This is a genomic window from Leclercia sp. LSNIH8 (genome assembly GCF_002920195.1).
In the GTDB taxonomy this organism is placed as follows: domain Bacteria; phylum Pseudomonadota; class Gammaproteobacteria; order Enterobacterales; family Enterobacteriaceae; genus Enterobacter.
This window is the reverse complement of sequence record NZ_PQJY01000011.1, coordinates 32033-54433: the sequence shown is the minus strand read 5'-3', so window position 1 is coordinate 54433 and position 22401 is coordinate 32033. Positions and strand designations below refer to the sequence as shown.

Annotated in this window: 26 protein-coding genes; 6 read left to right on the top strand and 20 right to left on the bottom strand. The window is 52.6% G+C overall.

Features of this window, described 5'->3' with window-relative positions; all coding sequences use genetic code 11:
* Positions 1-45: 45 nt before the first annotated feature.
* Both arsB and arsC read left to right on the top strand, forming a co-directional pair.
* Positions 46-1335 (top strand): arsenite efflux transporter membrane subunit ArsB, encoded by a 1290-nt coding sequence (gene arsB, locus C3406_RS22270; RefSeq protein WP_103825208.1) that lies wholly within the window; start codon positions 46-48, stop codon positions 1333-1335.
* A gap of 12 nt (positions 1336-1347) precedes the next feature.
* Positions 1348-1773 carry a glutaredoxin-dependent arsenate reductase gene (gene arsC / locus C3406_RS22265; protein WP_103825207.1) on the top strand — a complete coding sequence of 142 codons (426 nt, stop codon included), beginning with the start codon at positions 1348-1350 and terminating at the stop codon, positions 1771-1773.
* Positions 1774-1805: 32 nt separating this feature from the next.
* On the opposite strand, the gene C3406_RS22260 is transcribed toward arsC, so the two are convergent.
* The 11 genes from C3406_RS22260 to vapB form a co-directional block, all read right to left on the bottom strand.
* A complete protein-coding gene (locus tag C3406_RS22260; RefSeq protein ID WP_103825206.1) occupies positions 1806-2342 on the bottom strand; it encodes a GNAT family N-acetyltransferase in 537 nt (178 codons plus the stop codon).
* Between the two features lie 121 nt (positions 2343-2463).
* On the bottom strand, positions 2464-4221 hold the full coding sequence (gene arsA, locus C3406_RS22255; protein WP_103825205.1) for an arsenical pump-driving ATPase: 1758 nt from the start codon (positions 4219-4221) through the stop codon (positions 2464-2466).
* Positions 4222-4239: 18 nt separating this feature from the next.
* On the bottom strand, positions 4240-4602 hold the full coding sequence (locus C3406_RS22250) for an arsenic metallochaperone ArsD family protein (protein WP_103825204.1): 363 nt from the start codon (positions 4600-4602) through the stop codon (positions 4240-4242).
* Positions 4603-4677: 75 nt separating this feature from the next.
* Positions 4678-5223: a sigma-70 family RNA polymerase sigma factor gene (locus C3406_RS22245; RefSeq protein ID WP_103825203.1), complete on the bottom strand. Its 546-nt coding sequence runs from the start codon at positions 5221-5223 to the stop codon at positions 4678-4680.
* 8 nt (positions 5224-5231) lie between these two features.
* Positions 5232-5945: an arsenical resistance protein ArsH gene (gene arsH, locus C3406_RS22240; protein ID WP_181247314.1), complete on the bottom strand. Its 714-nt coding sequence runs from the start codon at positions 5943-5945 to the stop codon at positions 5232-5234.
* A 16-nt stretch (positions 5946-5961) separates the two neighbouring features.
* On the bottom strand, positions 5962-6267 hold the full coding sequence (locus tag C3406_RS22235) for an ArsR/SmtB family transcription factor (protein WP_103825202.1): 306 nt from the start codon (positions 6265-6267) through the stop codon (positions 5962-5964).
* A 137-nt stretch (positions 6268-6404) separates the two neighbouring features.
* Positions 6405-6545, bottom strand: a complete 141-nt coding sequence (locus C3406_RS26215; protein ID WP_158250576.1) for a hypothetical protein — start codon at positions 6543-6545, stop codon at positions 6405-6407.
* Between the two features lie 43 nt (positions 6546-6588).
* Complete coding sequence (locus tag C3406_RS22230; protein WP_008322227.1) at positions 6589-7611, bottom strand: DEAD/DEAH box helicase; 1023 nt, start codon at positions 7609-7611, stop codon at positions 6589-6591.
* Positions 7596-9158, bottom strand: a complete 1563-nt coding sequence (locus C3406_RS22225; RefSeq protein WP_008322224.1) for an ATP-dependent nuclease — start codon at positions 9156-9158, stop codon at positions 7596-7598. Before C3406_RS22225 ends, C3406_RS22230 begins: the two co-directional genes overlap by 16 nt.
* 73 nt (positions 9159-9231) lie before the next feature.
* Positions 9232-9648 (bottom strand): type II toxin-antitoxin system VapC family toxin, encoded by a 417-nt coding sequence (locus tag C3406_RS22220; RefSeq protein ID WP_008322222.1) that lies wholly within the window; start codon positions 9646-9648, stop codon positions 9232-9234.
* Entirely contained in the window at positions 9645-9875 is a 231-nt protein-coding gene (gene vapB / locus C3406_RS22215) for a type II toxin-antitoxin system VapB family antitoxin (protein WP_008322219.1), read from the bottom strand. Before vapB ends, C3406_RS22220 begins: the two co-directional genes overlap by 4 nt.
* 372 nt (positions 9876-10247) lie before the next feature.
* Between vapB and C3406_RS22205 the strand changes: the two genes are divergently transcribed.
* Both C3406_RS22205 and C3406_RS22200 read left to right on the top strand, forming a co-directional pair.
* On the top strand, positions 10248-10508 hold the full coding sequence (locus tag C3406_RS22205) for a type II toxin-antitoxin system ParD family antitoxin (protein WP_040219223.1): 261 nt from the start codon (positions 10248-10250) through the stop codon (positions 10506-10508).
* Positions 10474-10791 (top strand): type II toxin-antitoxin system RelE/ParE family toxin, encoded by a 318-nt coding sequence (locus C3406_RS22200; protein ID WP_373275706.1) that lies wholly within the window; start codon positions 10474-10476, stop codon positions 10789-10791. The genes C3406_RS22205 and C3406_RS22200 overlap by 35 nt, the downstream gene beginning before the upstream one ends.
* A gap of 231 nt (positions 10792-11022) precedes the next feature.
* Here C3406_RS22200 and pcoE read toward each other — a convergent pair whose 3' ends face one another.
* The 7 genes from pcoE to pcoA all read right to left on the bottom strand — a co-directional run bounded on the left by pcoE (position 11023) and on the right by pcoA (position 17872).
* Positions 11023-11457 (bottom strand): copper resistance system metallochaperone PcoE, encoded by a 435-nt coding sequence (pcoE, locus tag C3406_RS22195; RefSeq protein ID WP_004388336.1) that lies wholly within the window; start codon positions 11455-11457, stop codon positions 11023-11025.
* A gap of 215 nt (positions 11458-11672) precedes the next feature.
* Positions 11673-13073, bottom strand: a complete 1401-nt coding sequence (gene pcoS / locus C3406_RS22190; RefSeq protein WP_103825201.1) for a copper resistance membrane spanning protein PcoS — start codon at positions 13071-13073, stop codon at positions 11673-11675.
* Positions 13070-13750, bottom strand: coding sequence for a copper response regulator transcription factor PcoR (gene pcoR / locus C3406_RS22185; protein WP_103181204.1), 681 nt, complete (start codon positions 13748-13750; stop codon positions 13070-13072). Before pcoR ends, pcoS begins: the two co-directional genes overlap by 4 nt.
* Positions 13751-13804: 54 nt before the next feature.
* Positions 13805-14683, bottom strand: a complete 879-nt coding sequence (pcoD, locus tag C3406_RS22180) for a copper resistance inner membrane protein PcoD (RefSeq protein WP_229692861.1) — start codon at positions 14681-14683, stop codon at positions 13805-13807.
* A 55-nt stretch (positions 14684-14738) separates the two neighbouring features.
* A complete protein-coding gene (gene pcoC / locus C3406_RS22175) occupies positions 14739-15119 on the bottom strand; it encodes a copper resistance system metallochaperone PcoC (RefSeq protein WP_000025662.1) in 381 nt (126 codons plus the stop codon).
* Between the two features lie 39 nt (positions 15120-15158).
* Positions 15159-16049 carry a copper resistance outer membrane transporter PcoB gene (pcoB, locus tag C3406_RS22170; protein WP_001378118.1) on the bottom strand — a complete coding sequence of 297 codons (891 nt, stop codon included), beginning with the start codon at positions 16047-16049 and terminating at the stop codon, positions 15159-15161.
* 5 nt (positions 16050-16054) lie between these two features.
* On the bottom strand, positions 16055-17872 hold the full coding sequence (gene pcoA / locus C3406_RS22165; RefSeq protein ID WP_000925242.1) for a multicopper oxidase PcoA: 1818 nt from the start codon (positions 17870-17872) through the stop codon (positions 16055-16057).
* Between the two features lie 234 nt (positions 17873-18106).
* Here pcoA and C3406_RS22160 point away from each other — a divergent pair, with 234 nt between their 5' ends.
* Complete coding sequence (locus C3406_RS22160) at positions 18107-18556, top strand: hypothetical protein (protein ID WP_058350819.1); 450 nt, start codon at positions 18107-18109, stop codon at positions 18554-18556.
* Between the two features lie 288 nt (positions 18557-18844).
* Complete coding sequence (locus tag C3406_RS22155; protein WP_000287502.1) at positions 18845-19582, top strand: peptidoglycan DD-metalloendopeptidase family protein; 738 nt, start codon at positions 18845-18847, stop codon at positions 19580-19582.
* Positions 19583-19615: 33 nt separating this feature from the next.
* Here C3406_RS22155 and C3406_RS22150 read toward each other — a convergent pair whose 3' ends face one another.
* Both C3406_RS22150 and silP read right to left on the bottom strand, forming a co-directional pair.
* Positions 19616-19813 carry a DUF2933 domain-containing protein gene (locus tag C3406_RS22150; protein ID WP_000843494.1) on the bottom strand — a complete coding sequence of 66 codons (198 nt, stop codon included), beginning with the start codon at positions 19811-19813 and terminating at the stop codon, positions 19616-19618.
* A 40-nt stretch (positions 19814-19853) separates the two neighbouring features.
* On the bottom strand, positions 19854-22301 hold the full coding sequence (gene silP, locus C3406_RS22145; RefSeq protein ID WP_103825200.1) for an Ag(+)-translocating P-type ATPase SilP: 2448 nt from the start codon (positions 22299-22301) through the stop codon (positions 19854-19856).
* Between the last annotated feature and the right edge of the window lie 100 nt (positions 22302-22401).

Genomic DNA, 22401 nt, shown 5'->3' with positions numbered 1-22401 from the left:
TTTTTGCATATACAGGGCGGCAGGGTCGCCCTGGCAGGAGGTGTTATGTTACTGGCAGGCGCTATTTTTGTCCTGACCATCGTCCTGGTTATCTGGCAACCGAAGGGACTGGGGATTGGCTGGAGCGCCACGCTGGGCGCGGTTCTGGCCCTGATTTCAGGCGTGGTGCATCCGGGGGATATCCCGGTGGTGTGGAATATCGTCTGGAACGCGACGGCGACCTTTATTGCCGTGATTATTATCAGCCTGTTGCTCGATGAATCCGGCTTCTTCGAATGGGCGGCACTGCACGTTTCGCGCTGGGGTAACGGACGTGGCCGTTTGCTTTTTACGTATATCGTTCTGCTCGGTGCGGCGGTGGCGGCGCTGTTTGCCAACGATGGTGCGGCACTGATTCTGACGCCGATAGTCATTGCCATGCTGCTGGCATTAGGCTTCAGCAAAGGCACGACACTGGCTTTCGTCATGGCTGCCGGCTTTATTGCCGATACCGCCAGCCTGCCGCTTATCGTGTCAAACCTGGTGAATATCGTCTCGGCGGACTTCTTTGGTCTGGGATTCACCGAATATGCGTCGGTAATGGTGCCGGTTGATATTGCAGCCATCACTGCCACACTGGTGATGCTGCATCTGTTCTTCCGCAAAGATATTCCGCCGGTTTACGACCTGGCTCTCCTGAAAGTACCGGCAAACGCCATTAAAGATCTGGCAACCTTCAGAACCGGCTGGATTGTGTTGATCCTTCTTCTGGCTGGTTTTTTCGTTCTTGAGCCGTTGGGTATCCCGGTAAGCGCGATTGCTGCTGTTGGCGCTGTGATCCTGTTTGCAGTTGCTAAACGAGGTCATGCCATTAACACCGGTAAAGTGCTGCGTGGCGCACCCTGGCAGATCGTTATTTTCTCGCTGGGGATGTATCTGGTGGTCTACGGTCTGCGCAACGCCGGGCTAACCGAATACCTTTCCGGCGTGCTGAATGTACTGGCGGATAAAGGACTCTGGGCCGCGACGCTGGGGACGGGCTTCCTGACGGCTTTCCTGTCTTCCATCATGAACAACATGCCTACCGTGCTGGTTGGCGCTCTCTCTATTGATGGCAGCACCGCAACAGGCATTATCAAAGAAGCGATGATTTATGCCAACGTGATTGGCTGCGATCTGGGACCTAAAATTACACCTATTGGTAGCCTGGCAACGCTGCTCTGGCTGCATGTCCTTTCACAGAAGAATATGACCATCACCTGGGGATACTATTTCCGCACCGGGATCGTCATGACTCTGCCTGTGCTGTTTGTAACGCTGGCCGCGCTGGCGCTACGTCTCTCTTTCACTTTGTAATGAGATACTGATATGAGCAACATCACCATTTATCACAACCCGGCCTGCGGCACGTCGCGTAATACCCTGGAGATGATCCGCAACAGTGGTAATGAACCGACCGTTATTCATTACCTTGAAAATCCACCTTCACGCGATGAGCTGGTCAAACTCATTGCAGATATGGGCATTTCAGTCCGGGCTTTGCTGCGCAAAAACGTCGAGCCTTATGAAGAACTGGGGCTTGCGGAAGATAAGTTTACTGACGATCAGTTAATCGATTTTATGCTTCAGCATCCGATCCTGATTAACCGTCCGATTGTGGTGACACCGCTGGGAACCCGCCTGTGCCGTCCTTCCGAAGTGGTACTGGATATTCTTCCGGATGCGCAGAAAGGGGCTTTCACCAAAGAAGACGGCGAAAAAGTGGTTGATGCGGCCGGGAAACGGCTGAAATAACCGAAAGGGGGCGATGCCCCCTTTCTCCTGCCTCAGCATCCGGGTGCCGGACTGTCCGGCAGCGTACTGTTCCCCTCTCCCAGCTGACGCTGCAGCAACACCGTGTCCAGCCAGCGGCCATGCTTGAAACCGATGTCCTTCAGCGTGCCGATTTCAGTAAATCCGGCGCGAAGATGCAGCGCCACAGACGCGACGTTTGCACTGTCCCCCACAACCGCTATCATCTGGCGGTATCCCTGAGACCGGGCCCATGTTAAGGCATGATCGAGTAAGGCTTTTCCTACCCCCTGCCGCTGATAAGCCGGATCGATGTACACCGAATTTTCAACCGTAAACCGGTAGGCATGGCGTTCGCGGTAGCGGGAGAGATAACAGTAGCCGATGACCGTCCCCCCCTGCAGGGCGATATACCAGGGAAACCCACGTGACTGAACGTTTTTCACCCGGGCGAGCATTTCCTGCGTGTCCGGGGGTTCCGTCTCGAAGCTGCCTGTGCCGTGCAGGACATGATGGGCGTAAATGCGGCGTATGGCGGGAATGTGCTGCTCTTCAGCATTCATAATGTGCATCGTATGACTCCTGTGATGTTGACTGACACACTACCGGAATTCGCGACGGCAGGTTAAGCGCTTCATCTTATGACCTGTATAAGGAAATGTTTTAAGTGGAGGTGGGGCTTCGCCCCACCTGTCAGCCCGCCATTTCAGCCAGCAGGTCCACGCCTACCGGGTCGTCCTTCTGCAGTGGCGTCAGGGCAATGCGCTGTGCATACTGCCCGGCAACGTCGTCAATCAGTGGCAGTTCGCGACGGGCACGGGTAACCAGGAAAGGGGAGGACGGCTTTGCAGCCGCGAGGCTGTTATTGATGACCCACGCCCAGGGTTCAATCCCGGCCCGGCGTAAGTCCTGCTGCAGCCCGGCCGCTTCCAGTACCGGCGTGGTTTCGGCAAGCGTCACGATAATGACTCTGGTCTTCTCCGGATCCTGCAGCTGCATCATTGGCGTTATCACGTGGTCGTGAGTCTGCCCCATCTGGCGCACCATTTCCCAGTGATAGGCCCCGGTTGCATCCAGCAACAGCAGCGTGTGCCCGGTGGGCGCAGTGTCCATAATGACAAAATGGTCGTCGGCCTCTTTGATGATCCGGGAGAATGCCTGAAACACGGCAATCTCTTCGGTGCAGGGGGAACGGAGATCTTCCTCCAGTACCGCCAGTCCCTCCGCATCCAGCCCTTTTCCCTGATTTTCCAGCACAAAGCGACGATAGCGCTCAGTCTCTGCCTTTGGATCGATACGGCTGACCTGAAGGCCTGGCAGCGAGCCATCCAGGGTGTAAGACAGGTGGGCTGCCGGATCGGAGGTGGTCAGGTGGACTTTATGACCGCGTCTGGCCAGCGAGACCGCGACCGCAGCCGCCACCGTGGTTTTCCCCACGCCCCCTTTCCCCATCGTCATGACCAGCCCTTTTCCCGCCCGGCTGAGATCCTCCACCAGGGAGGAAAGCTCCGGTAAATCGACCGTCGTGAACGTGGCTCCCGGATCCGGCAGAACAGGGGTGCTCTCTGTAAACAGCGCCCGCAGGGCGTCCAGACCGACCAGATTAAAGGGCTTCAGATACAGCATCGACCGGGGAAGGTGCGCGAGGTTTTCAGGCATGGCGCGTAAGGCCCGTTCCTCCCGCGCCAGAATACTGTGCGCCAGCGGATCCTGTTCACCGGCAAAGGGGGGGAGCACGCCATTGATGGCAAGGTGCTGATGCTGAAGACCGATAGCCGACAGCTCCTCGTGGGTATGGGAGACCTCTTTCAGGGTCGACGCCTGGGCACGGGCAACCAGAACCAGTTGCGTGAGTGCCGTATCAGAGAGGGCTTTCACCGCGTCAGCGTACTGGTCCTGTTGTTTCTCCAGCCCCACCAGAGGGCCGAGATTCGCCGCAGCATCAGGATGTGCATCGAGATAGCCGCTCCAGGCGCCCGGCAGCTCAAGCATACGGATGGTGTGTCCGGTTGGTGCAGTATCAAAGACGATATGATCATATTTTTCGCGCAGTTCATGACTGGTCAGCAGCGCGGTAAATTCATCAAATGCCGCGATCTCCGTGGTACATGAACCGGAAAGCTGTTCTTCAATGCTGCTGATGACATCGGCAGGTATCAGGTCACGAACAGGATCGAGCACGCGATCGCGGTAAGCCTGCGCGGCCGCCATCGGGTCAACTTCCATTGCCGCAAGGTTTTCCACGGTGCGGATACCGGTGATCCGGTGGCCCACAGTCTGACTAAAGACCTGACCGACATTGGAGGCCGGATCGGTACTGACCAGAAGCGTTCTCCGGCCCTGGTCAGCCAGCCATACCGCCGTCGCGCAGGCCAGAGAGGTTTTCCCCACGCCGCCTTTGCCGGTGAAGAAGATAAACGGGGGGATATTCTGTAAAAATGGCATCATCATCGTTGAGCTCCTCCGGGATTAAGGCATACGGGGAATGCTGCAGCAGCGCGGCTGCGTGCTGTCTTCATTCCAGTCCTGCGTGAGGGAAAAACCGGCCCAGCGGGCGATATCTTCCCGGGACGGGAGTTTGCCTGCCATCACGAGTTTGCCGTCGAGCAAGGTGACAGGGAGGGACTCCATCCCTGATGTGTTCAGGAACTCTTTGATGACAGGGGTATTCAGGAACTGCTGCGGGTTCTTTGCCAGGCTGTAACGCTGAATATCCACACCATGCGTTTTCGCCCATTCGGCGCTGGCGTTCCATTTAACGGCTTCATCGCTGACCACGACGCTGCTGGTCGCACAGCAGCCTGCGGCTTCAAAGATCTCAATTTTTGACATGGACTGTTTACCTCAGTGTTGAGTGATGGGGCTTTACACTGAGGTAAACGAGTGAGACGGGAAAAAGATGCGCGGTTAATCCATTTTTTTATGGCAGCAGACGGAAGACGCATCATCCGCTTCCACCAGGCAGAGTTCCGTCATCGTCTCCTTCAGGTGTTTCCGGGCGCGAAGCAGGCGCGACTTAAACGCCGTCAGCGTGATCCCCAGCTCGTCGGCCAGGCATTGCTGGGGACGCCGGTTCAGATCGGCCTCTTCTATCAGCCACCTTTCCTCGTCAGGCAAGGCCTGCAGGGTTTCAGGCAGGCAAATCTCCAGCGTTGAAACCGCCTCAGGGAAGGCCTCAGGCAGGGGGATCTCGTCTTCCAGCGCCACGACGTTCCTGGCGGCACGGTACTCATCCGTCAGCAGATTCCTCGCCGTCCGGTACAGCCAGGCCCGCGGGTTCTCCATTTCACAGAAGCGGTCTGCACAGGCCCGGGCGCGCAGGAAGACTTCCTGAAGCAGATCGGCTGCCTGCTCCCGATCGCCCGTTCTTGACACCAGAAAACGGGAAAGCTCTGCTTCATGCTGTTGCCAGAACGCGCTCATGCAGGTGTTGAATGCCGTGACGTCACGCATATCTGCCCTCAGATGCTGCCCTGATTCACGCGCCGGGAAAGCGCTTCTGCCGACTCTTTGCGTTCACTGTAGCGATCGACGAGATAGGCTGCATGCTCCCGGGTCAGCAGGGTAAACTTCATCAGCTCTTCCATCACATCCACAATGCGGTCGTAGTAGGACGACGGTTTCATCCGCCCGTCTTCATCAAACTCCTGCCACGCTTTTGCCACGGAGGACTGGTTCGGGATGGTGATCATCCGCATCCAGCGGCCAAGAATGCGCATCTGGTTGACGGCGTTAAACGACTGGGAGCCGCCGCAGACCTGCATAACGGCCAGCGTTTTTCCCTGGGACGGGCGTACAGCGCCTTCTGACAAGGGGATCCAGTCAATCTGGGCTTTCATGATGCCGGTCATTGCGCCATGCCGTTCAGGAGAGCACCACACCATCCCTTCAGACCAGCGAACGAGTTCGCGCAGCTCCACGACCTTCGGGTGCGTGTCCGGCGCATCGTCCGGCAGGGGAAGACCGGACGGACAGAAAATCCGGACCTCCGCGCCCATTGCTGTCAGCAGCCGCGCAGCTTCTTCCGTTGCCAGGCGGCTGTAGGACCGTTCACGCACAGAGCCGTACAGCATCAGGATCCGGGGTGGATGGTCAGTTGCCTCCACGCCCATACGGGCAGCGGTGATGCCGGTATCAAACAGTTCAGGATCCACATTTTTCAGTTCAGACAGCATTTTCTCTCCGGTAGGCTTACGGTGCAGGACGCTCAGATCCGCCTGAACAGCATTCATCTGTCAGGAAGGCAATCAGCGCCCCGAGGTTGTCATAGCAGGCGTGGCAGAAAAGGGTTCGCCCCTGGCGCTCCTGACGAACCAGGGAGACGGCCATCAGGGACGACAGGTGGTGGCTCAGGGTGGACGCCGGTACCGCGAGCTGCTGCTGCAGTTCACCAACGGGCATCCCCTGATGTCCGGCTTTGATCAGTGTCCGGTAGATGCCAAGCCGTGTGGCGTGCCCGAGTTCTTTCAGCACCCTCGCGGCAGTGTCCAGTTCCATATCCGCCCTCGCGTTTTTATTTCTATATTTCCAGAATAATAGAAATAATAGTAGTTTTCAACAGCTGCGTTGACCAGGTCGGAGCAGGCGGACGGCATCGTTGCATAAAGGACAATAATTATCATTTTTATGACTGCTCAGGCACTAATGTCAGCAGAGCAATAATAATCTTTAATTAATGCCATATCCGCATCATTCGCTTTATTCCCATCCGCAGATCCGAAAAACACCAAAACCGGATCCGCACTTTTCCAGCCTGAAGTGACGTCGTTGGCCATACAGCTTTATTTCGGAATTGTGCCCTACTGAGAAGCAGCTAACTCAATTTCGGAATCGGCGCAGATGAGTTTCGGGAACAAAATAAATGTTGCCGCGCGCCCGTGAGCATGCCACGTACAGCCTGTTACGGGACGACGGTGGAAGGGCTGCCAGTTCCTGACGGGTTAGAAGTTTCCAGTGGGAGGATCCCATCACAATGCAGACATCCTTAAAGTGGTCGAGCCCTTTACTGACGCCCCAGTTCATGGAATAGCAGCCGTAACGGTGATGTTCACGATAGAAGAGCTTAATCACCGTATTATCGGCGTGCAGGGTGGCTGTGCGCTCTGCATCTGTGATCGTTTCAATCAGGGTGGCATGTCTCCCATGGGCAGCGATACGGATGTTCAGTTGCCCGGTGATAAACTCGCACACTGAAGCTGAGCAACGCCATGTTCGGTTGAGCGTGTCCCGGTCAACCTTGAAACCTGCTGCGTCGAAGCGGGCCTCATATCGCGTAATGTCATCGTGCAGCGTTGAATTAACGTTGCCGTCATGGCTTGTATCAAAGGTATGTTGATAAAAATCGCCGCAACAGAGCACAGTGATTTCCGCGCGGCAGAGCTCCAGCAGAAAATTAAAGTCATGTCCGGCAAAGTCCTGGACTTCATCGACAAGCAGTTCATCGTAGTAACGGGCAAGCCGGGTACGGATATCCGGCAGCAGCCCGCGGGCTGTCAGCAAGTGTGCGAGCCTCCGGTGATACAGCCGTCCGGCGGGATCCTGATAATGCCGGGCATTCGTGCGCGGTATTCTGGGTGGGGGCTGGTCGAAGCTCAGGCCACGCGATACCAGCTGCTCCTGCAGGTAAGGCCGGAAGCAAAAACCGTGCAGAAACTCAAACCAGGTCATCACCCTGATCCCGTCCGGGATAAAGCCAAAACGTCTGATAATCTGCGCCCGCAGATGCGCTTCATTATTCACGGTGAAGGTCAGGAGCAGCGTCCTCCGGTCCTCACTCAACCGTCGTATCAGCAGCGTGGTCTTGCCCGAGCCGGCAACCGCAAATATCACTCTCTTGTCCATGCCAGTGCCTCCTGAATATAAACAGGTACTGTCAGCTCTTCGGCGTGCAGCTGTAACAGCCGGAATGCTGCTTCTGCCTTATTGGCCAGCATGTATTCCTGCACCGTGAGTGTCCGGCGGGTTCCGCGGAAAAGCGCATCACACAGACCAGCGTTATCCTGATACAGGCAGATTTCAAATGTGGATCGGGTGTTGTCGCGATCAGCAAATACCCGGGAGCGGGAACAAAGCACGTCAGCATAGCGTTCATCGCAGTTTTGCTGATAGTTGCCGTCATTATCACGAAGGGCCGCGACGCGATTTTCCAGAAGACGGGCCAGTTCAAGATAACGACGGAAACTCGTTCCGCCGATAGCGATGATGTGAACCCCGTCATCCTCCGGCGCCCTGCCATACAGGTGGCGATAAAAGGCCTCGATCAGAATAAACTCAGCATCCCCCTCCACGAGCAGCACACGTCTGGCCAGCGCAAATTCCAGCACGTTATTATCCGGTGCTTTCATGAAGAAGGCGGCAGTCTCAGCGGAAAGTTCATTCATCAGTACCGGCCGGGTAGACCCGAGGAGGATTGCCTTACGCAGATCGAGGCGGGAGGAGATATGGCTGCTGTGTGTGGCAATAAACACCTGCGTCTGCCGTTCAGTGGCAAGCTGATTAACCAGCTTCTTCATACTGACATGGCTGAGATGATTCTCCGGCTCCTCAAGCAACAGTGCGTGGAGCTCTCCCTGCTGCTGATGCCGCTGCAGCGCAAACTCCGTTTTGATGAAGCACTGCCTTCCTTTTCCACGGTGACGAATGGAAATACCGTCCTCGGTAATGTCCAGATTCGCCTCAAGACCTGACTTAGCACCGGAACGCACGCCAAACTGATACGTTTCCAGCGTGTCGTTTATGGCTGACAGATGCCGGGTGCAGAAGTGCATTTTCTGTTGCCGGTAACTGTTTTCAAGCCGGTACCGATCGGCCACCGGCACATGGACGCTGTAAACTGTACGCGTATATTCCTGTGCGGCGTGCTCGTTATCGATGCGTGCACTGTCTAACAGCAGATGGCGCAGATAGCGTCTGAAGCCGGCGAAATGACCACCGGAGAAGGTGCTGAACCGCACGGAATAGTATTCATAGGGAAAATTATCGGGATCCTGCTGTAGTACATTGTGAATATCCTGACCGTATTCCTCCATCATTGGTGCAATGCGCATTCTGAGACCATCCGCATCGATACCCGCCAGATTTTGCCTGCCATTCAGGTCAGGATCTCCCCCATTACTCAGGAAAACGTCAGCTGTCAGCACGGGTAACTGATCGGCGCGGCGCTCACCTTCCTGAAACTGCCTGACTGCTGCCTGGGACAGGAGCGATTCCACACCCAGCGCCTCGACCCGGTGCCGGCTGTCACTCAGCACAAGGTCAAGGGCCAGCAGAATCGTGCTTTTCCCGGACTCATTGTCCCCGACCAGAATGTTACGGTCATGAGTGAAGCGCAGGTCCAGTTCCGGAAACTTTTTAAAGTTTTGCAGCATAAGCCGCGTGATCAGAGGCATCTTTTATTCCTTTATATACCGCTGACTGAAAGAGTGTCCGGCAGCGCCAGACCGCCTGTTTTGTTTTACAGCGTTATCTTACCCAGTCTTCCAGCACTAGACCCGGTACCCGCTCAAATTCCCGCGTATTATTCGTCACCAGCACGGCACCGGCGGCGATGGCGTGCCCGGCAATAGCCGTGTCGTTCGGGCCGATCGGCGTGCCGGCCATGCGCAGCGCCACCTTAATCTCCGTGGTCGCATCCACCGCGGCGCGATCCCAGGGCAGGATGGCATCGAGGCGGGCGCAGAACGCGTCAACCAGCTCGATGTGGCGCGGCGAGGCCTTCGGGCCGGTGGCGCCGAAGCGCATCTCGGAGTAGGTGATGGCCGAGACAACGATGCGCTGGTTACGCAGCACCGCCTGCTCAAGGCGCTTCAGGACGGCTTCCGGCTGCTCGCGCATGATGAATGAGCAGATGTTGGTGTCCAGCATATAGGTCTTGTTCACAGGTTAAATCGTCCTTCGTCGGTGACAACGTCCTCGCGCTCCGCCATAAAGTCCGGGTCAGCTTTTTCGAGCTGCGCGAACGAGCCCCAGGTCGGCCGGACGGGACGCAGGATGATGCTGTCCCCTTCCCGGACGATCTCCAGCTCGCTCACCCCCTCAAAATCCAGATCGCGGGGCAGGCGGATGGCGCGGTTGTTGCCATTTTTGAAAATAGATACGGTTCTCATAGGTTTTATCCCTTGAAGTCCTTAGCCCAAAAAGTGAGCAAGGTCTGCTAATAATACAGACCAGTAACGTTGAGACGGCCAGAGTACGGCTGCTGCATATGTATAGTATATGCAAAAAAACATAGTTGTATAGGGTTTGCATATGCAGATGCTAAGGGTATGCGCATGCCATACCTATGCAGATGCCTGGCATATGGATATGTCATGCCTATACTCTTTTTCCTCTTTCTCCGTGAAGATCCGAAAAAAGCTAAAGTCGGATCTCCAGACTACAGCCGGGTTGCTTTGGCTAAAAAAGCCTGAGATGGAAGCAGGGGAGTAAGCTGATATAATGATGTAAGAACAAATCTTACATTAAGAAGCGGAGGGGTTATGGCCCGTACGATGACGGTGGACGTGGGTGATGAGCTGCGGGAATTTATCGATTCCCTGGTTAAGGCCGGTGATTACCGCACCCAGAGCGAGGTCATGCGTGACGCGTTGCGTCTGCTGCGTGAGAAGCAGGCTGAATCCCGTCTTCAGGAACTGCGCGATCTGCTGGCTGAAGGGCTCAGCAGCGGCGAGGCGAAACCCTGGAACAGGGATGCATTCCTGAATAATGTCAGGGCCAGGGTGGCAAATGAAAGAGATTGAGCTGACTTCCAAAGCAGAAGAAGATCTGGAAGCAATCTGGGACTACAGCTTCCGACAGTTCGGGATTGTTCAGGCGGATGCGTATATCGGGCGTATAGCAGCGGTGTTTGACGTTCTGGCCATGCATGACATAGGCACGCATCGCGCGGAGCTGGGAGACAATATCTGCTCGCTGCCGGTGGAACAGCACATGATCTATTTTGTGTCATCACATTCGGTGGTTACGATCATTCGTATTCTCAGCCAGTCTCAGGATACGGCGCGGCATGAACCCTGGATATAGGATATAACCGGGAACGAAAATAATAATTAAAAACAATATGATACTGATATTTTTTTCATGAACTGAATTCTCGCGCAACATAAGTTAAATTTTATTTGATCAGGGCCAATTATGATAATGGTGATGGATGCTTTTAATGACACTTATTAATTACGAAAAAAAACGCTCCCGGCGGGAGCGTAAGCCAGTGACTTCGGCGTCAAATGAGGGTCTGACAAGTGGAGCTGCGGGTTAATTCTGGGTGATCTGGCTGCGATGCTTTTCAGCCTGCTGCTGATGAATCACTGAAGACTGACCATTATTCGCCTTCTCGTGTACAACAGCGGCTTTCTCATGCTCGTTCATTTCGGAAAATGATTTTGCTGTTTCGTTAGAAGCTGCTGGCTTGGATTTCATCATTTTTTTATGCATTTCAGCCATGTCCTGATGGGCAGCAGAATTGCCGTTTTGCATCATTTCATGGGACATTGCGGCCTGATCGTGACCGCTCATATCCATCATTTTCATGCTCTCCCCCTGAACTGCACTTTTTTCAGCGGATGATTGCATCTGATGGGCAGGCGCCTGGGCATTATTTACCTGGTCATGCATGTTCATTGTCTCTGCAGCCCAGGCAGATGAAGCGACAGCCATCATGGCAATAAAGGATACAAGGATCTTTTTCATGGTTGGGTCTCCGGTGTTTTCATACCCGAACAATCAATGCTTATAACAGAGAAAGCATTTGATCTCAGGGCTGGTTGATCATCACGCCAGGAACCGGGCGATTGAATTATCACGCTGTCCTGATTTATGAATGATTATAAAAAACCGCCTCTGTTTATCGCGTGACTGAATGATGACATTTTTGTCACCTTCAATATTTCTTCTGAATAACGGTATTAACTTCTTAACAGACGCACACTGAACACAATTTCCCGCCCCTGCTGTTCTGCTGACAGCTCGCCGCCGTGAGCATGAATGATCGACCTTGTAATTGATAATCCCAGCCCCGCGCCTTCCGTGTTGTAGAACCTTGATGAGTCTGCGCGATAGAACCGGTCAAACAAACGTTCCAGATTAGCGGGAACCTGGCCGGACATCGTATTCGTAATCATCACGTTCACACAGTCACTGTCACGCTCAAGGTGTATCGCTGTACAGGTGTTATCGGGAGAATACTTGATTGCATTGGAAAGCAGGTTACTGAAAGCACGTCGGAGCATATCGCTGTCTCCGGCAACAACGCCCTCTCCTTCAACCGTGATTGTCTTTCCTGTTTCGTCTGCCAGGGGCTCGAACAACTCACGTAATTCATTCAGTTCGGCTGCCAGATCCACATCATGTTTATCCAGCCGCAGCAGACCATGCTCTGAACGTGCCAGAAAAAGCATGTCACTGGTCATTCGTGACAACCTTTTCAGTTCTTCCAGGTTAGCGAATAAAATTTCGCGGTAATGCGAAACATCCCTTTCCTTAGCCAGTGCAAACTGCGTCTGCATCATCAGATTACTGACTGGTGTGCGCAGCTCATGCGCGATGTCAGACGAGAAATCTGACAGTTTCCGGAATGCCCCCTCCAGGCGATCAAACATATTATTGAACTCCTGCATGGTCTCAGAGATTTCCGGCGGAGCCAGATCGGGATTTAGACGCTGATCCAGGCTGTGTACAGTCATGGAGGAAGCCAGACTGGTCATTTCCCGTAACGGTTTCAGACCAATACGTGTGGTCAGCCAGCCCAGAAAAATAGAAATAAAGACCAGACCGATATTGAACCAGAACAGCCAGGTACTGAGTTTGTCCATAAACAGGGTGTGATACCCAGTATCCGTGGCAACCGTAATGATGACATGTTTGCTTTTACCCTGTTCCGGCGTCACGGCAACCCGCCGCGAGATACTGCGGTACACGGTGTTATTTTCTTCCGTCTGGATCATATAGTCGAGAATATCACCCGACTTATTAAGCAGGACCGCTGGAACAACAGAATTTTTGGCATAGAGTTCAACAATTTTTTCATTTTCCATGTTTTTTATAGAAATGAATAAACCATTGTGCCCTACCATCGCATCGTTTATTTTTTCTGATAATGACTTAATATCCGTTTTGTTCCGGAACGTCTCTGTTTTAAGAAACTCTTCGGTGAGCTGAAGTTTACCTGTCAGAAAATCGCGGTCCTGATTATCGAAATAGCCATTAAGGGTGCTAATCAGGATAAAACTTGATAACCACCATACCGTAAGCATCACCGCAGAAAAAATCAGGCTCAGGCGTGTGGTCAGGGAAATTTTGAACCTCACTCTTCTCTGATCTCCAGGACATATCCGGCACCGCGAACGGTATGGATCAGTTTTGGCTCAAAGTCATCATCAATTTTACTTCTCAGACGTCTCACGGCGACATCAATCACATTCGTATCACTGTCAAAATTCATGTTCCAGACCAGGGACGAGATAAGACTCCTGGGTAACACTTCTCCGGTGCGTTGCAGCAGCAACTCAAGCAGAACGTATTCTTTACCGGTGAGATGGATCTTCTTCCCCGAACGGATCACGGTCCGGTGCACCATATCAACGGTCATATCGGCGATGGTGCAGACTGTTGCGGCCTGCGAGCGTGCCCGGCGCAGTAGGGTTCTTACACGTGCAACCAGCTCCGTAAAATCAAAGGGCTTAATCAGGTAGTCATCTGCGCCAAGCTCCAGTCCTTTCACTTTGTCCCGCACGTTGTCCTTTGCGGTTAAAAACAGGACCGGTTCTTCGTGCCCGGACTCCCTCAGTGCGCTGATGATTTGCCACCCGTCGAGGAAAGGCAGCATCACGTCCAGTATTATCAAATCATACTGTCCCTTCGACGCGGCCCCGAGACCATCGCGGCCATTATTAAAGAGATCGGCCTGATAGCCTTCCTCAACCAGTCCCTGCTGCAGGTAACGACCTGTTTTTTGTTCGTCTTCAACGATTAAAATACGCTGCATGGTCAACTCGCTGATATGAAAGTAAAAATCTCACGCATGAGCTTTGGCTGTCCCCTAGCTGACCTGAGACGGAGCAAGCATTCCGAGCCACGCTACGGCGCCCAGAATGATAATCGCAACAACGAATTCTGTCAGGATGCTGTTTCGCATCAGGGCAACGCTGCGATCATAATTCCCTTCCCTGACCATAACTTCAAGCCGGGGACCCAGGTGAAACCGGTTTGCTGCAGCCAGAAGAAGCATCAGAACAAACAGAGCCGTCTTGGCAAGCAATATCCTCCCCCAGGAACTGTTGAATAAGGGAGTTAAGTTACCCTCAGCAATATACAGATAGTTGACCAGCGCACTCAGGATCAGGGCTACAACAATCACCGTTCCTGCCGTGGCAAATTTTGCCAGGGAGTCAGATATCACAATGACGCTCTGTGCATTATGCTCGTTTCTGCGCATCAGCAGGATAGCAAATGCAACCAGAGCACCTGTCCAGGCACCTGCAGCGCCGAGATGGGTCAGATCGCTCAGTAAATGGAGATAGTAATGCAGACCGTCATGCATAACGGCGTGTCCTCCCCAGGCAAGTGTAGCCAGCGCCACGCCCCCACTCATCGTCATCAGCAGGCAGGACAATACTCTCTTATTAGTGTAAAGGAACAAAGCACCGAGTGTGGTAAACAGGGCACAGAGCCTGACAATCCAGCTAATACCCACATCAGTTTCTTCTATCACCATCTCGATAACATGGATGGATAATTCTCTGAGGTCAGTTACTCCACTCATGGCATTAGATACCAGGAGCATATTAATGCCAGTAAGAATGATGCCTGTAACAACAGCAAAGGTTATAAACGACCTGAAATTAGTCAGGTTATAGGTTTCATGTCTGACACCACTTATTCCATATATCTGAAAAAATGGCAATCCAAATATTACCATCAAATCCAGATAAAGAAGAAAACGAATAACAATCATAATCAGGTCGTTCATAATATTACTTCACTGTAAAGGTGTAATTACCGGTAATAGGGTGCGTATCTGAAGAAACCGCGCGCCAGTCAACACGATAAGTGCCAGCGGGTAAAGGCTCTCGCGGAATAATGACCATCGATTTAGGGTCAGCGCCTGGCGCCACTTTTGCCGCGACCGGCATCGGAGAATGTGATGACATGCCTTTCATACCCGTCATCGTTAATTTTGCACCTGAGAATTTCACGGTCAGATTTTCCGAGAAATTAAGCTGAATCTTTTCCGGGGCCGCTACGGCTGAATCAGCCTGTGGCACAGAGCTTTTTAATTCCGGATGGGCCATAGCAGAGAAAGCAACGCCCATAACGAGGCCACCTGTAAGAATGGCTTTATTTAAAATCGACATTTTATTTACCTGTTTAGTTGAGTGTTTTATATCAGTGCGTTAAAACCAGATTCTGGCTCCCGCCAGGAATACTACCTGATGGTCTTTCTCACCTTCTCTTTTCGCCATATCGGATGTTTTCCCGTAAAGTTGATTCCAGGAAACGCCTATATAGGGTGCAAACTCACGGCGTATTTCATAGCGCAGCCGGAGCCCCAGCTCTGTGTCAGTCAGTCCCCTGCCGCGACCCCGCGATTCATCATCCTGACTGTAGAAATTCACCTCATAGGATGGCTGGAGTATGAGCCGGTTAGTCAGTAAAACGTCGTATTCTCCTCCCAGACGAAGGGCTGCTTTTCCGCCATTACTGACAAAACCCGTAATTTCAGACTCAAAATTATAGAGTGCCAGCCCCTGAAAACCGACAGCAGCCCAGGTCCGGGCAGAAGCAGGTCTGAAATCCTGCCTGACACCCGCAACCAAATCCCACCATGGGCCAACCGCATGTCCCCAGAGTAACTGCGCTTCAGCCGCCTCCGTTTCCCCATTGCTTCGTTCACCTTCACTCTTTAGCCAAATCCGATCTGTGTCGCCTCCAATCCAGCTGTTAACACTCCAGCTGAAATTGTTGGTGTTATCCGACCGTTGCCATTCCAGTTGATCCAGCAGAACCAGATAATTAATCGCACTGTCGTGAATCGCATGCCCCTGTAAATTGCCGAATGCAGCCTTCCGGTCGGCATCGGTAACAGGCGGAATTGGCGTTCTGCTCTCAGTTACAATGGGCTCCATTGACGTCATCTCAGTGAAATTCTCATCTGCTGGCATCTGCATGGCAGACATGTCGTGCCCGGCGTGGGGATCTGCAGAGACGGAGCCCGCCGCAATAGAAAGCTGTGAGGTAAACAAACCGGCGACCAGAACAGGTATGGCCTTCAAATTTCTCTTCATTCGCATCATTCCTCCACCCGGACTTCACGAAACATTCCCATTTCCATGTGATAGAGCAAATGGCAGTGATACGCCCAGCGGCCAAGCGCATCTGCTGTCACTCTGTAACTGCGTTTTGTACCAGGGGGAACATCTATTGTGTGTTTACGAACCATGAAATTACCGTTTTCATCTTCCAGATCGCTCCACATACCATGCAGGTGAATGGGGTGAGTCATCATGGTATCGTTGATCAGCGTGATCCTGAGCCGCTCACCGTATTTCAGCAGCACCGGTGCGGCATCTGAAAACTTGATTCCGTTAAATGACCAGGCAAACTTTTCCATGTGGCCGGTTAAATGCAGTTCTATGGTACGGCCAGGTTCACGTCCGTCAGGATCCTCAAAGCGGCTTTTCAAATCCGCGTACGTGAGAACCTTTCTTCCGTTATTTCGAAGACCAATACCCGGATCATTTAATTTCGGAGAGACGCTCATCGCCTGCATATCAACCAGTGGGTTATCCGTTTCTGACGCAGGATGACTTTGCATACCCGGCATTCCGGCCATCCGGGAATGATCCATACCGGCCATGCTGCTGTGATCCATGGGCGCGGAGGATGTCCCGCTATCCGGAAGGTCAGCACCGTCCATAGACATCATCTCTCCGCTGTTATCCATGCCTCCCATCTGGCTGTGGTCCATTCCTGCCATATCATGTCCCATTCCCCCCATACCCATATCTTCCATGGTCAACAGAGGACGGGGATCGAGGGGGGGAACGGCAGCACTTAACCCCTCTCTCGTGGCCAGTGTCCCTCGAGCGTAACCGGTCCTGTCCATGGATTGTGCGAAGATGGTATAGGCCTCACCCTGAGGCTCCACAATGACATCATAGGTTTCGGCAACGGCAATCCTGAATTCGTCAACGGTAACCGGGTTTACATACTGGCCATCTGCAGCCACGACCGTCATTTTCAGCCCGGGGATACGGATATCGAAATAGGTCATTGCCGAGCCGTTGATAAACCGTAAGCGTATCTTTTCACCGGGACGGAACAGTCCGGTCCAGTTTTTCAGCGGGGCCTGCCCGTTCATGAGATAGGTGTAGGTGTAGCCACTGACATCCGCGAGGTCAGTCGGATTCATTTTCATTTCAGCCCACATTTTCCGATCGGCAATGGTGGCTGACAGCCCCCTGGTATTCACGTCGCGGAAAAAAGAGCCAACGGTTGGTTTATTGAAATTGTAGTAATCCGACTGTTTTTTTAATTTTTTCAGCAGGCTGTGAGGATTTTCATCGGTCCAGTCAGACAACATGACCACATGCTCACGATCGTAAGCAAACGGTTCTGGCTCCCTGGCATCGATGATAATGGCACCGTATACCCCCTCCTGTTCCTGCAGACCGGAATGGCTGTGGTACCAGTAAGTCCCGTTCTGCTTAACCTTAAAGGTGTAAACGTAGGTATCATCAGGCTCTATGCCCATAAAACTCAGCCCCGGAACACCATCCATATTGGCCGGAAGAATAATGCCGTGCCAGTGAATGGACGTCTGTTCATTAAGACGGTTTTTGACCTTCAGGGTAATGGTGTCACCTTCTTTCCAGCGAAGAACGGGCCCCGGCAGGCCTCCATTGATTGTTTTGGCCTGACGCTCACTGCCCGTGATATTGACGGCCGTTTCACCAATGGTCAGGTCAAACTGAGTACCCTGCAGGGATGCGGCAACTGGCAGGCTCAGACTGGAACGCGCATTGAAACTCCATACGCCAAGACTTCCGGCTACGCCAGAGAGGGTTAACCCCTTCAGGAAAGTTCGTCGAGACGTTTTCAACAGCATGCGCATTCCCTTATTTAAAGTATGGTTACTGACAGAATTCGAGAACCGATTTAAATTAAATTACTGGTTCATCCACTTACAATGAAATGAATCTAGCACACCTTAAGAAACAAATTCATTACAATCGTGTAATGTACATAGCTGTATTACATTTACGTCATCTTCCCCACAGGTTGATTATTTTTATATATGATCATAAGCACATCTTTTATGTACCTCAGAAGGTAATTACACATGAATATATTAATCACGACCACTGCGTTTACAGCTTTATTTTGTGGGGCAGCTTTTGCTCAGTCCAGTGATATTGCCCATGAAGCACATCGATTTGTTAATAATGCCTCAGCCGTCAGTCATGTGAACTCCTCGACGCATGAAAACTTACCGGACAGGGTTAATAAAAACAACACGCCCTCATTCTCTGAAATGAATGAACATGAAAGGGCCATTGTTGCTCATTCATTTATGAACAACAGCGCGTCCTATGCGCATCAGGAAATGATTGAGGAACATAAAAAAATGCTGTCCGGCAGTGATGCAAATTCAAAGACCTCGTCTTCTTCTTTTAACGAACTGAATGCCGGAGAAAAAGCCGCTCTCGTGCATGAGCAGGTCAATAATGCCGGTGCGGAAGCACATCAGACGCAGGCAAGAAAGCTTCGCGGGCTGTATTCGACCAGGTAACTGCAGGCGGGTTAGTGCTTAGCGTCAGGTGCGCAGCAGGGCTTTACTGACGGGTTACGTAGCAGGACATGAGCCCCATATTGCTCTGCCGTAACCTGTTTCAGTCCCGTTAATCATCACCGTCGGGCTGGTCATACAGTTCCCAGAGCTTCAGGAGCAAACGGGAAACAAGATATGTTACAAAAATGACGACCATCAACGGTGCTCCCGATTAACTGACAGATGACACGCCTCCTGAAAACCCCTAGCATACGCCGCAGTGTTCATGCTAACGGCGAATTCCAGTAAATGTATTCTACCGATGTCGTAAAAGAAAATGCCTACCTTTCAGCCACCCGCTCGGGGCTGGAATCGAACGAGATCGCTACTCTTCAGCGCTCCTTGCCTTCCCGGTTTAATCTGCGGCATTTGAAAAAAAATGAATCATTAAAACTCGTACTGCAAAAGAAAGCGGGAAAATCACGTGTCGTGGCCTATAAATTTACGTCCGGTTCATTTAATTACACGGCGTATCGTATATCAGATAAAAAGTTCTATAACCTTTCCGATACTTCCGGGAAAGGCAGTCTCGATTATCCGTTACCGGCCACAGCAAGACTCAGTTCGCCTTTCAATCCTGCAAGACTTAACCCGGTATCGGGAAAAGTGAGTCCCCATAATGGCATTGATTATTCCATGCCCATGAACACGAAAATAGTCAGCGTCATCGACGGAAAAATCACCCGGGCCGAATACAACAGTACCATGGGATATTTTGTTGAAGTAACGGGAAAAGCCGGTGTTAAAACTCGCTATCTCCACCTCAATAAAATACTCGTTACTAAAGGGGCCAGGGTTACACGGGGAGGTGCTATTGCGTTATCCGGTAACAGCGGACGTTCATCCGGTCCTCATCTGCATTACGAGCTGGTCATCAATAACAACCCTGTTAACTCTCTGGCGTTCCGGGCAGCGGCACCCGCTGATAACAAACTCGAACAGCATGCCTTTGCGCATGTCAGAGACTACGAACGATACCTGGACTGATAACGGGACCGCGACGCGGCCCCGTCTGCCGGATTAATTTTTTTTATCGTTTTCACTTCCGTGATGTTGATGATCTCCATGCCCTCCGTGGCCGTGGAAAAGATGCATTAGCGGGCAGACCAGCAATAACAGATATGGCCAGTAACCTGCCACATGTGACCAGTGTTCGCGCAGGAGGGCAAATGCCGCGATCGCGGCGACAGCAATAAGCGCATAGGTGGTACTTTTCATACTGGACTCCTTCTGTTCGTAACTGACCCTTCACTCAGTGTTATTTCCCGAGCCTGACACTTTTCAGACGCAACGCATTCACAATGACGCTGACGGAGGAAAGAGCCATGGCCGCCGCCGCAATAACTGGCGACAGCAGTATTCCATACACAGGATAAAGCAGACCTGCAGCCACAGGCACGCCAAGTGCGTTGTAGATAAATGCAAAAAACAGATTCTGTCGGATATTTTTCATGGTGATCTCTGACAGATGACGGGCCCTGTTCAGTATCATCAGGTCGCCTTTGAGAAGGGTGACTCCGGCACTTTCAATTGCCACATCTGTACCCGTTCCCATAGCTATGCCCACGTCAGCCGCTGCCAGCGCCGGGGCATCATTTACACCGTCCCCCGCCATCGCAACCACATGACCAGACGCTTTCAGTCGGGTTATCACTGCTTTTTTGCCGTCAGGCAGAACCCCGGCTTCAACCTCATCTATTCCCAGTTTCCGTGCGACTGCTTCAGCAGTAAGCTGGTTATCCCCGGTGAGCATAACAATGCGGATCCCCGCCTGACGCAAAGCTTTAAGCGCATCCGGCGTGGTTGCTTTCACGGGATCCGAGATAGCTATCAGGCCTGCAAGGTCCCCGTCTGTGGCCACATAGATAACGGTAGCGCCTTCCATCCGCAACGTATCCGCAACGGCCTTTTGATTATCAATAACGATACTGTTTTCCTGCATAGCCAGTTCATTACCAATAACAACCCGTTGACCTTCGACATCGCCTGAGACACCTTTACCCGACGGTGCATCGAAATGAGTGACTGCGGGTATTGCGATCCCCTTTTCCTGTGCTGCTTTAACTACTGCCATACCCAGCGGATGCTGCGAGCCTTTTTCCACTGCGGCTGTTACACGCAAAAGAGATGTTTCCCCACCCGGATTGAGACTGATAATCCCTGTCACCGTAGGCGAACCTTCCGTGAGCGTGCCTGTTTTGTCGACAACCAGCGTGTCCACTTTTTCAAGACGCTCAAGGGCTTCGGCATTCCTGATTAACACCCCGGCCTGGGCTCCTTTGCCCACCCCCACCATTATCGACATCGGCGTGGCCAGCCCCAGCGCGCAGGGACAGGCAATAATCAGGACCGACACAGCCGCAATGAGACCGTGCGCCATCCTGGGCTCGGGCCCCCAGACAGACCAGATCACGAAAGCAACAACCGCGATAAGTATCACCAGAGGAACAAACCAGCCTGAAACGCTGTCAGCCATTCTCTGGATGGGGGCACGCGAACGCTGTGCATCAGCGACCATCTGAACAATTCGTGAGAGCATTGTTTCATCACCGACTTTCTCTGCACGGATGATGAGACTCCCTGTCTGATTAATGGTCCCCCCGATGACAGGGTCACCCTCCGTTTTGGTAACCGGCATAGATTCCCCGGTCACCATCGATTCATCAACGGTTGTTTTGCCTTCGATCACAATACCGTCGACCGGAATACTCTCTCCTGGTCTGATGCGGAGCTTATCGCCAGGCAGAACATCTTCCGCATTAATATCCGTTTCATGACCGTCATGATCCAGCCGCCTGGCGGTTTTGGGGGCAAGATTCAGTAGTGCAGTAATGGCACCTGAGGTTTGTTCCCGTGCCCGCAGCTCAAGAACCTGTCCCAGCAGAACAAGCACCGTAATAACTGCTGCGGCTTCAAAATAAACGGCCACCAGGCCATCCATGTTTCTGAACGATGCAGGAAACCAGGAGGGGAAGACGGTTGCAATGACGCTGTACACCCAGGCTACGCCGGTGCCCATTGCAACAAGGGTAAACATATTCAGGGAGCGGTTACGTAACGACATTCCGGCCCGGGCGAAGAATGGCCAGCCACACCACAACACGACAGGAGAGGCCAGAAGCAGCTGCAGCCATGTGTTGTACTGTGGCGGTACTGTATTCCTCAAGGCGGGAAACAGATGAGATCCCATTTCGAGTACCAGAACCGGAAACGCCAGCAACAACCCCAGCCAGAAGCGTCTTGTCATGTCGCGAAGTTCATCACTTGGCCCCGTGGATGCCGTAGCTACGAGCGGCTCCAGTGCCATTCCACAGACAGGACAGCTTCCGGGACCACTGCGGCGTATCTCCGGGTGCATCGGACATGTCCACACACCTTCAGAATTCTCTTTCTCCGCCTGGTGGTGAGGCTGTTTTATCTGATCAGGGCTGACTTCGTGATGATCGTGGTGATGGTGATGGGAATGTTCACTGGCATCTTCGGTAAGATAACGATCGGGATGGGCTTTAAATTTACTCTCACAGCTGGCGGAGCAGAAATAAAGTTGATGGTCCAGGTATCGAATGCTGCTGTGCGCCCTGTCGGGCAGGATGGCCATCCCGCACACGGGATCTCTCACCTTATGCAATACGTGGCCCTCGTCCGGGGATAATGTCTGCTCAGAAGCAGTCTGGTTGTTGTGTTGCACTGCATTGTCATTTTTCACAGTAACTCTCCTTATGCATACCGAAGCATCTTCTGTCTTCAGGGTATGTCATGGATGCGATTACCACGAATATCGCCGGCACAGGAGTGCCTGCTACCGG

What these genes read in the sequence shown, in the direction of transcription:
- C3406_RS22150 (WP_000843494.1), bottom strand. Translation starts at nt 19,813, where the DNA reads ATGAAAAGTACCACCTATGCGCTTATTGCTGTCGCCGCGATCGCGGCA.
- pcoE (WP_004388336.1), bottom strand. Translation starts at nt 11,457, where the DNA reads ATGAAAAAGATCCTTGTATCCTTTATTGCCATGATGGCTGTCGCTTCA.
- pcoD (WP_229692861.1), bottom strand. Translation starts at nt 14,683, where the DNA reads ATGGTAATATTTGGATTGCCATTTTTTCAGATATATGGAATAAGTGGT.
- pcoB (WP_001378118.1), bottom strand. Translation starts at nt 16,049, where the DNA reads ATGAAGAGAAATTTGAAGGCCATACCTGTTCTGGTCGCCGGTTTGTTT.
- pcoR (WP_103181204.1), bottom strand. Translation starts at nt 13,750, where the DNA reads ATGCAGCGTATTTTAATCGTTGAAGACGAACAAAAAACAGGTCGTTAC.
- C3406_RS22235 (WP_103825202.1), bottom strand. Translation starts at nt 6,267, where the DNA reads ATGGAACTGGACACTGCCGCGAGGGTGCTGAAAGAACTCGGGCACGCC.
- C3406_RS26215 (WP_158250576.1), bottom strand. Translation starts at nt 6,545, where the DNA reads ATGGCCAACGACGTCACTTCAGGCTGGAAAAGTGCGGATCCGGTTTTG.
- C3406_RS22245 (WP_103825203.1), bottom strand. Translation starts at nt 5,223, where the DNA reads ATGCGTGACGTCACGGCATTCAACACCTGCATGAGCGCGTTCTGGCAA.
- arsB (WP_103825208.1), top strand. Translation starts at nt 46, where the DNA reads ATGTTACTGGCAGGCGCTATTTTTGTCCTGACCATCGTCCTGGTTATC.
- C3406_RS22205 (WP_040219223.1), top strand. Translation starts at nt 10,248, where the DNA reads ATGGCCCGTACGATGACGGTGGACGTGGGTGATGAGCTGCGGGAATTT.
- pcoA (WP_000925242.1), bottom strand. Translation starts at nt 17,872, where the DNA reads ATGCTGTTGAAAACGTCTCGACGAACTTTCCTGAAGGGGTTAACCCTC.
- pcoC (WP_000025662.1), bottom strand. Translation starts at nt 15,119, where the DNA reads ATGTCGATTTTAAATAAAGCCATTCTTACAGGTGGCCTCGTTATGGGC.
- arsC (WP_103825207.1), top strand. Translation starts at nt 1,348, where the DNA reads ATGAGCAACATCACCATTTATCACAACCCGGCCTGCGGCACGTCGCGT.
- vapB (WP_008322219.1), bottom strand. Translation starts at nt 9,875, where the DNA reads ATGAGAACCGTATCTATTTTCAAAAATGGCAACAACCGCGCCATCCGC.
- C3406_RS22260 (WP_103825206.1), bottom strand. Translation starts at nt 2,342, where the DNA reads ATGCACATTATGAATGCTGAAGAGCAGCACATTCCCGCCATACGCCGC.
- C3406_RS22230 (WP_008322227.1), bottom strand. Translation starts at nt 7,611, where the DNA reads ATGGACAAGAGAGTGATATTTGCGGTTGCCGGCTCGGGCAAGACCACG.
- C3406_RS22225 (WP_008322224.1), bottom strand. Translation starts at nt 9,158, where the DNA reads ATGCCTCTGATCACGCGGCTTATGCTGCAAAACTTTAAAAAGTTTCCG.
- C3406_RS22155 (WP_000287502.1), top strand. Translation starts at nt 18,845, where the DNA reads ATGTATTCTACCGATGTCGTAAAAGAAAATGCCTACCTTTCAGCCACC.
- C3406_RS22250 (WP_103825204.1), bottom strand. Translation starts at nt 4,602, where the DNA reads ATGTCAAAAATTGAGATCTTTGAAGCCGCAGGCTGCTGTGCGACCAGC.
- C3406_RS22160 (WP_058350819.1), top strand. Translation starts at nt 18,107, where the DNA reads ATGAATATATTAATCACGACCACTGCGTTTACAGCTTTATTTTGTGGG.
- arsA (WP_103825205.1), bottom strand. Translation starts at nt 4,221, where the DNA reads ATGATGATGCCATTTTTACAGAATATCCCCCCGTTTATCTTCTTCACC.
- C3406_RS22200 (WP_373275706.1), top strand. Translation starts at nt 10,474, where the DNA reads ATGTCAGGGCCAGGGTGGCAAATGAAAGAGATTGAGCTGACTTCCAAA.
- arsH (WP_181247314.1), bottom strand. Translation starts at nt 5,945, where the DNA reads ATGCTGTCTGAACTGAAAAATGTGGATCCTGAACTGTTTGATACCGGC.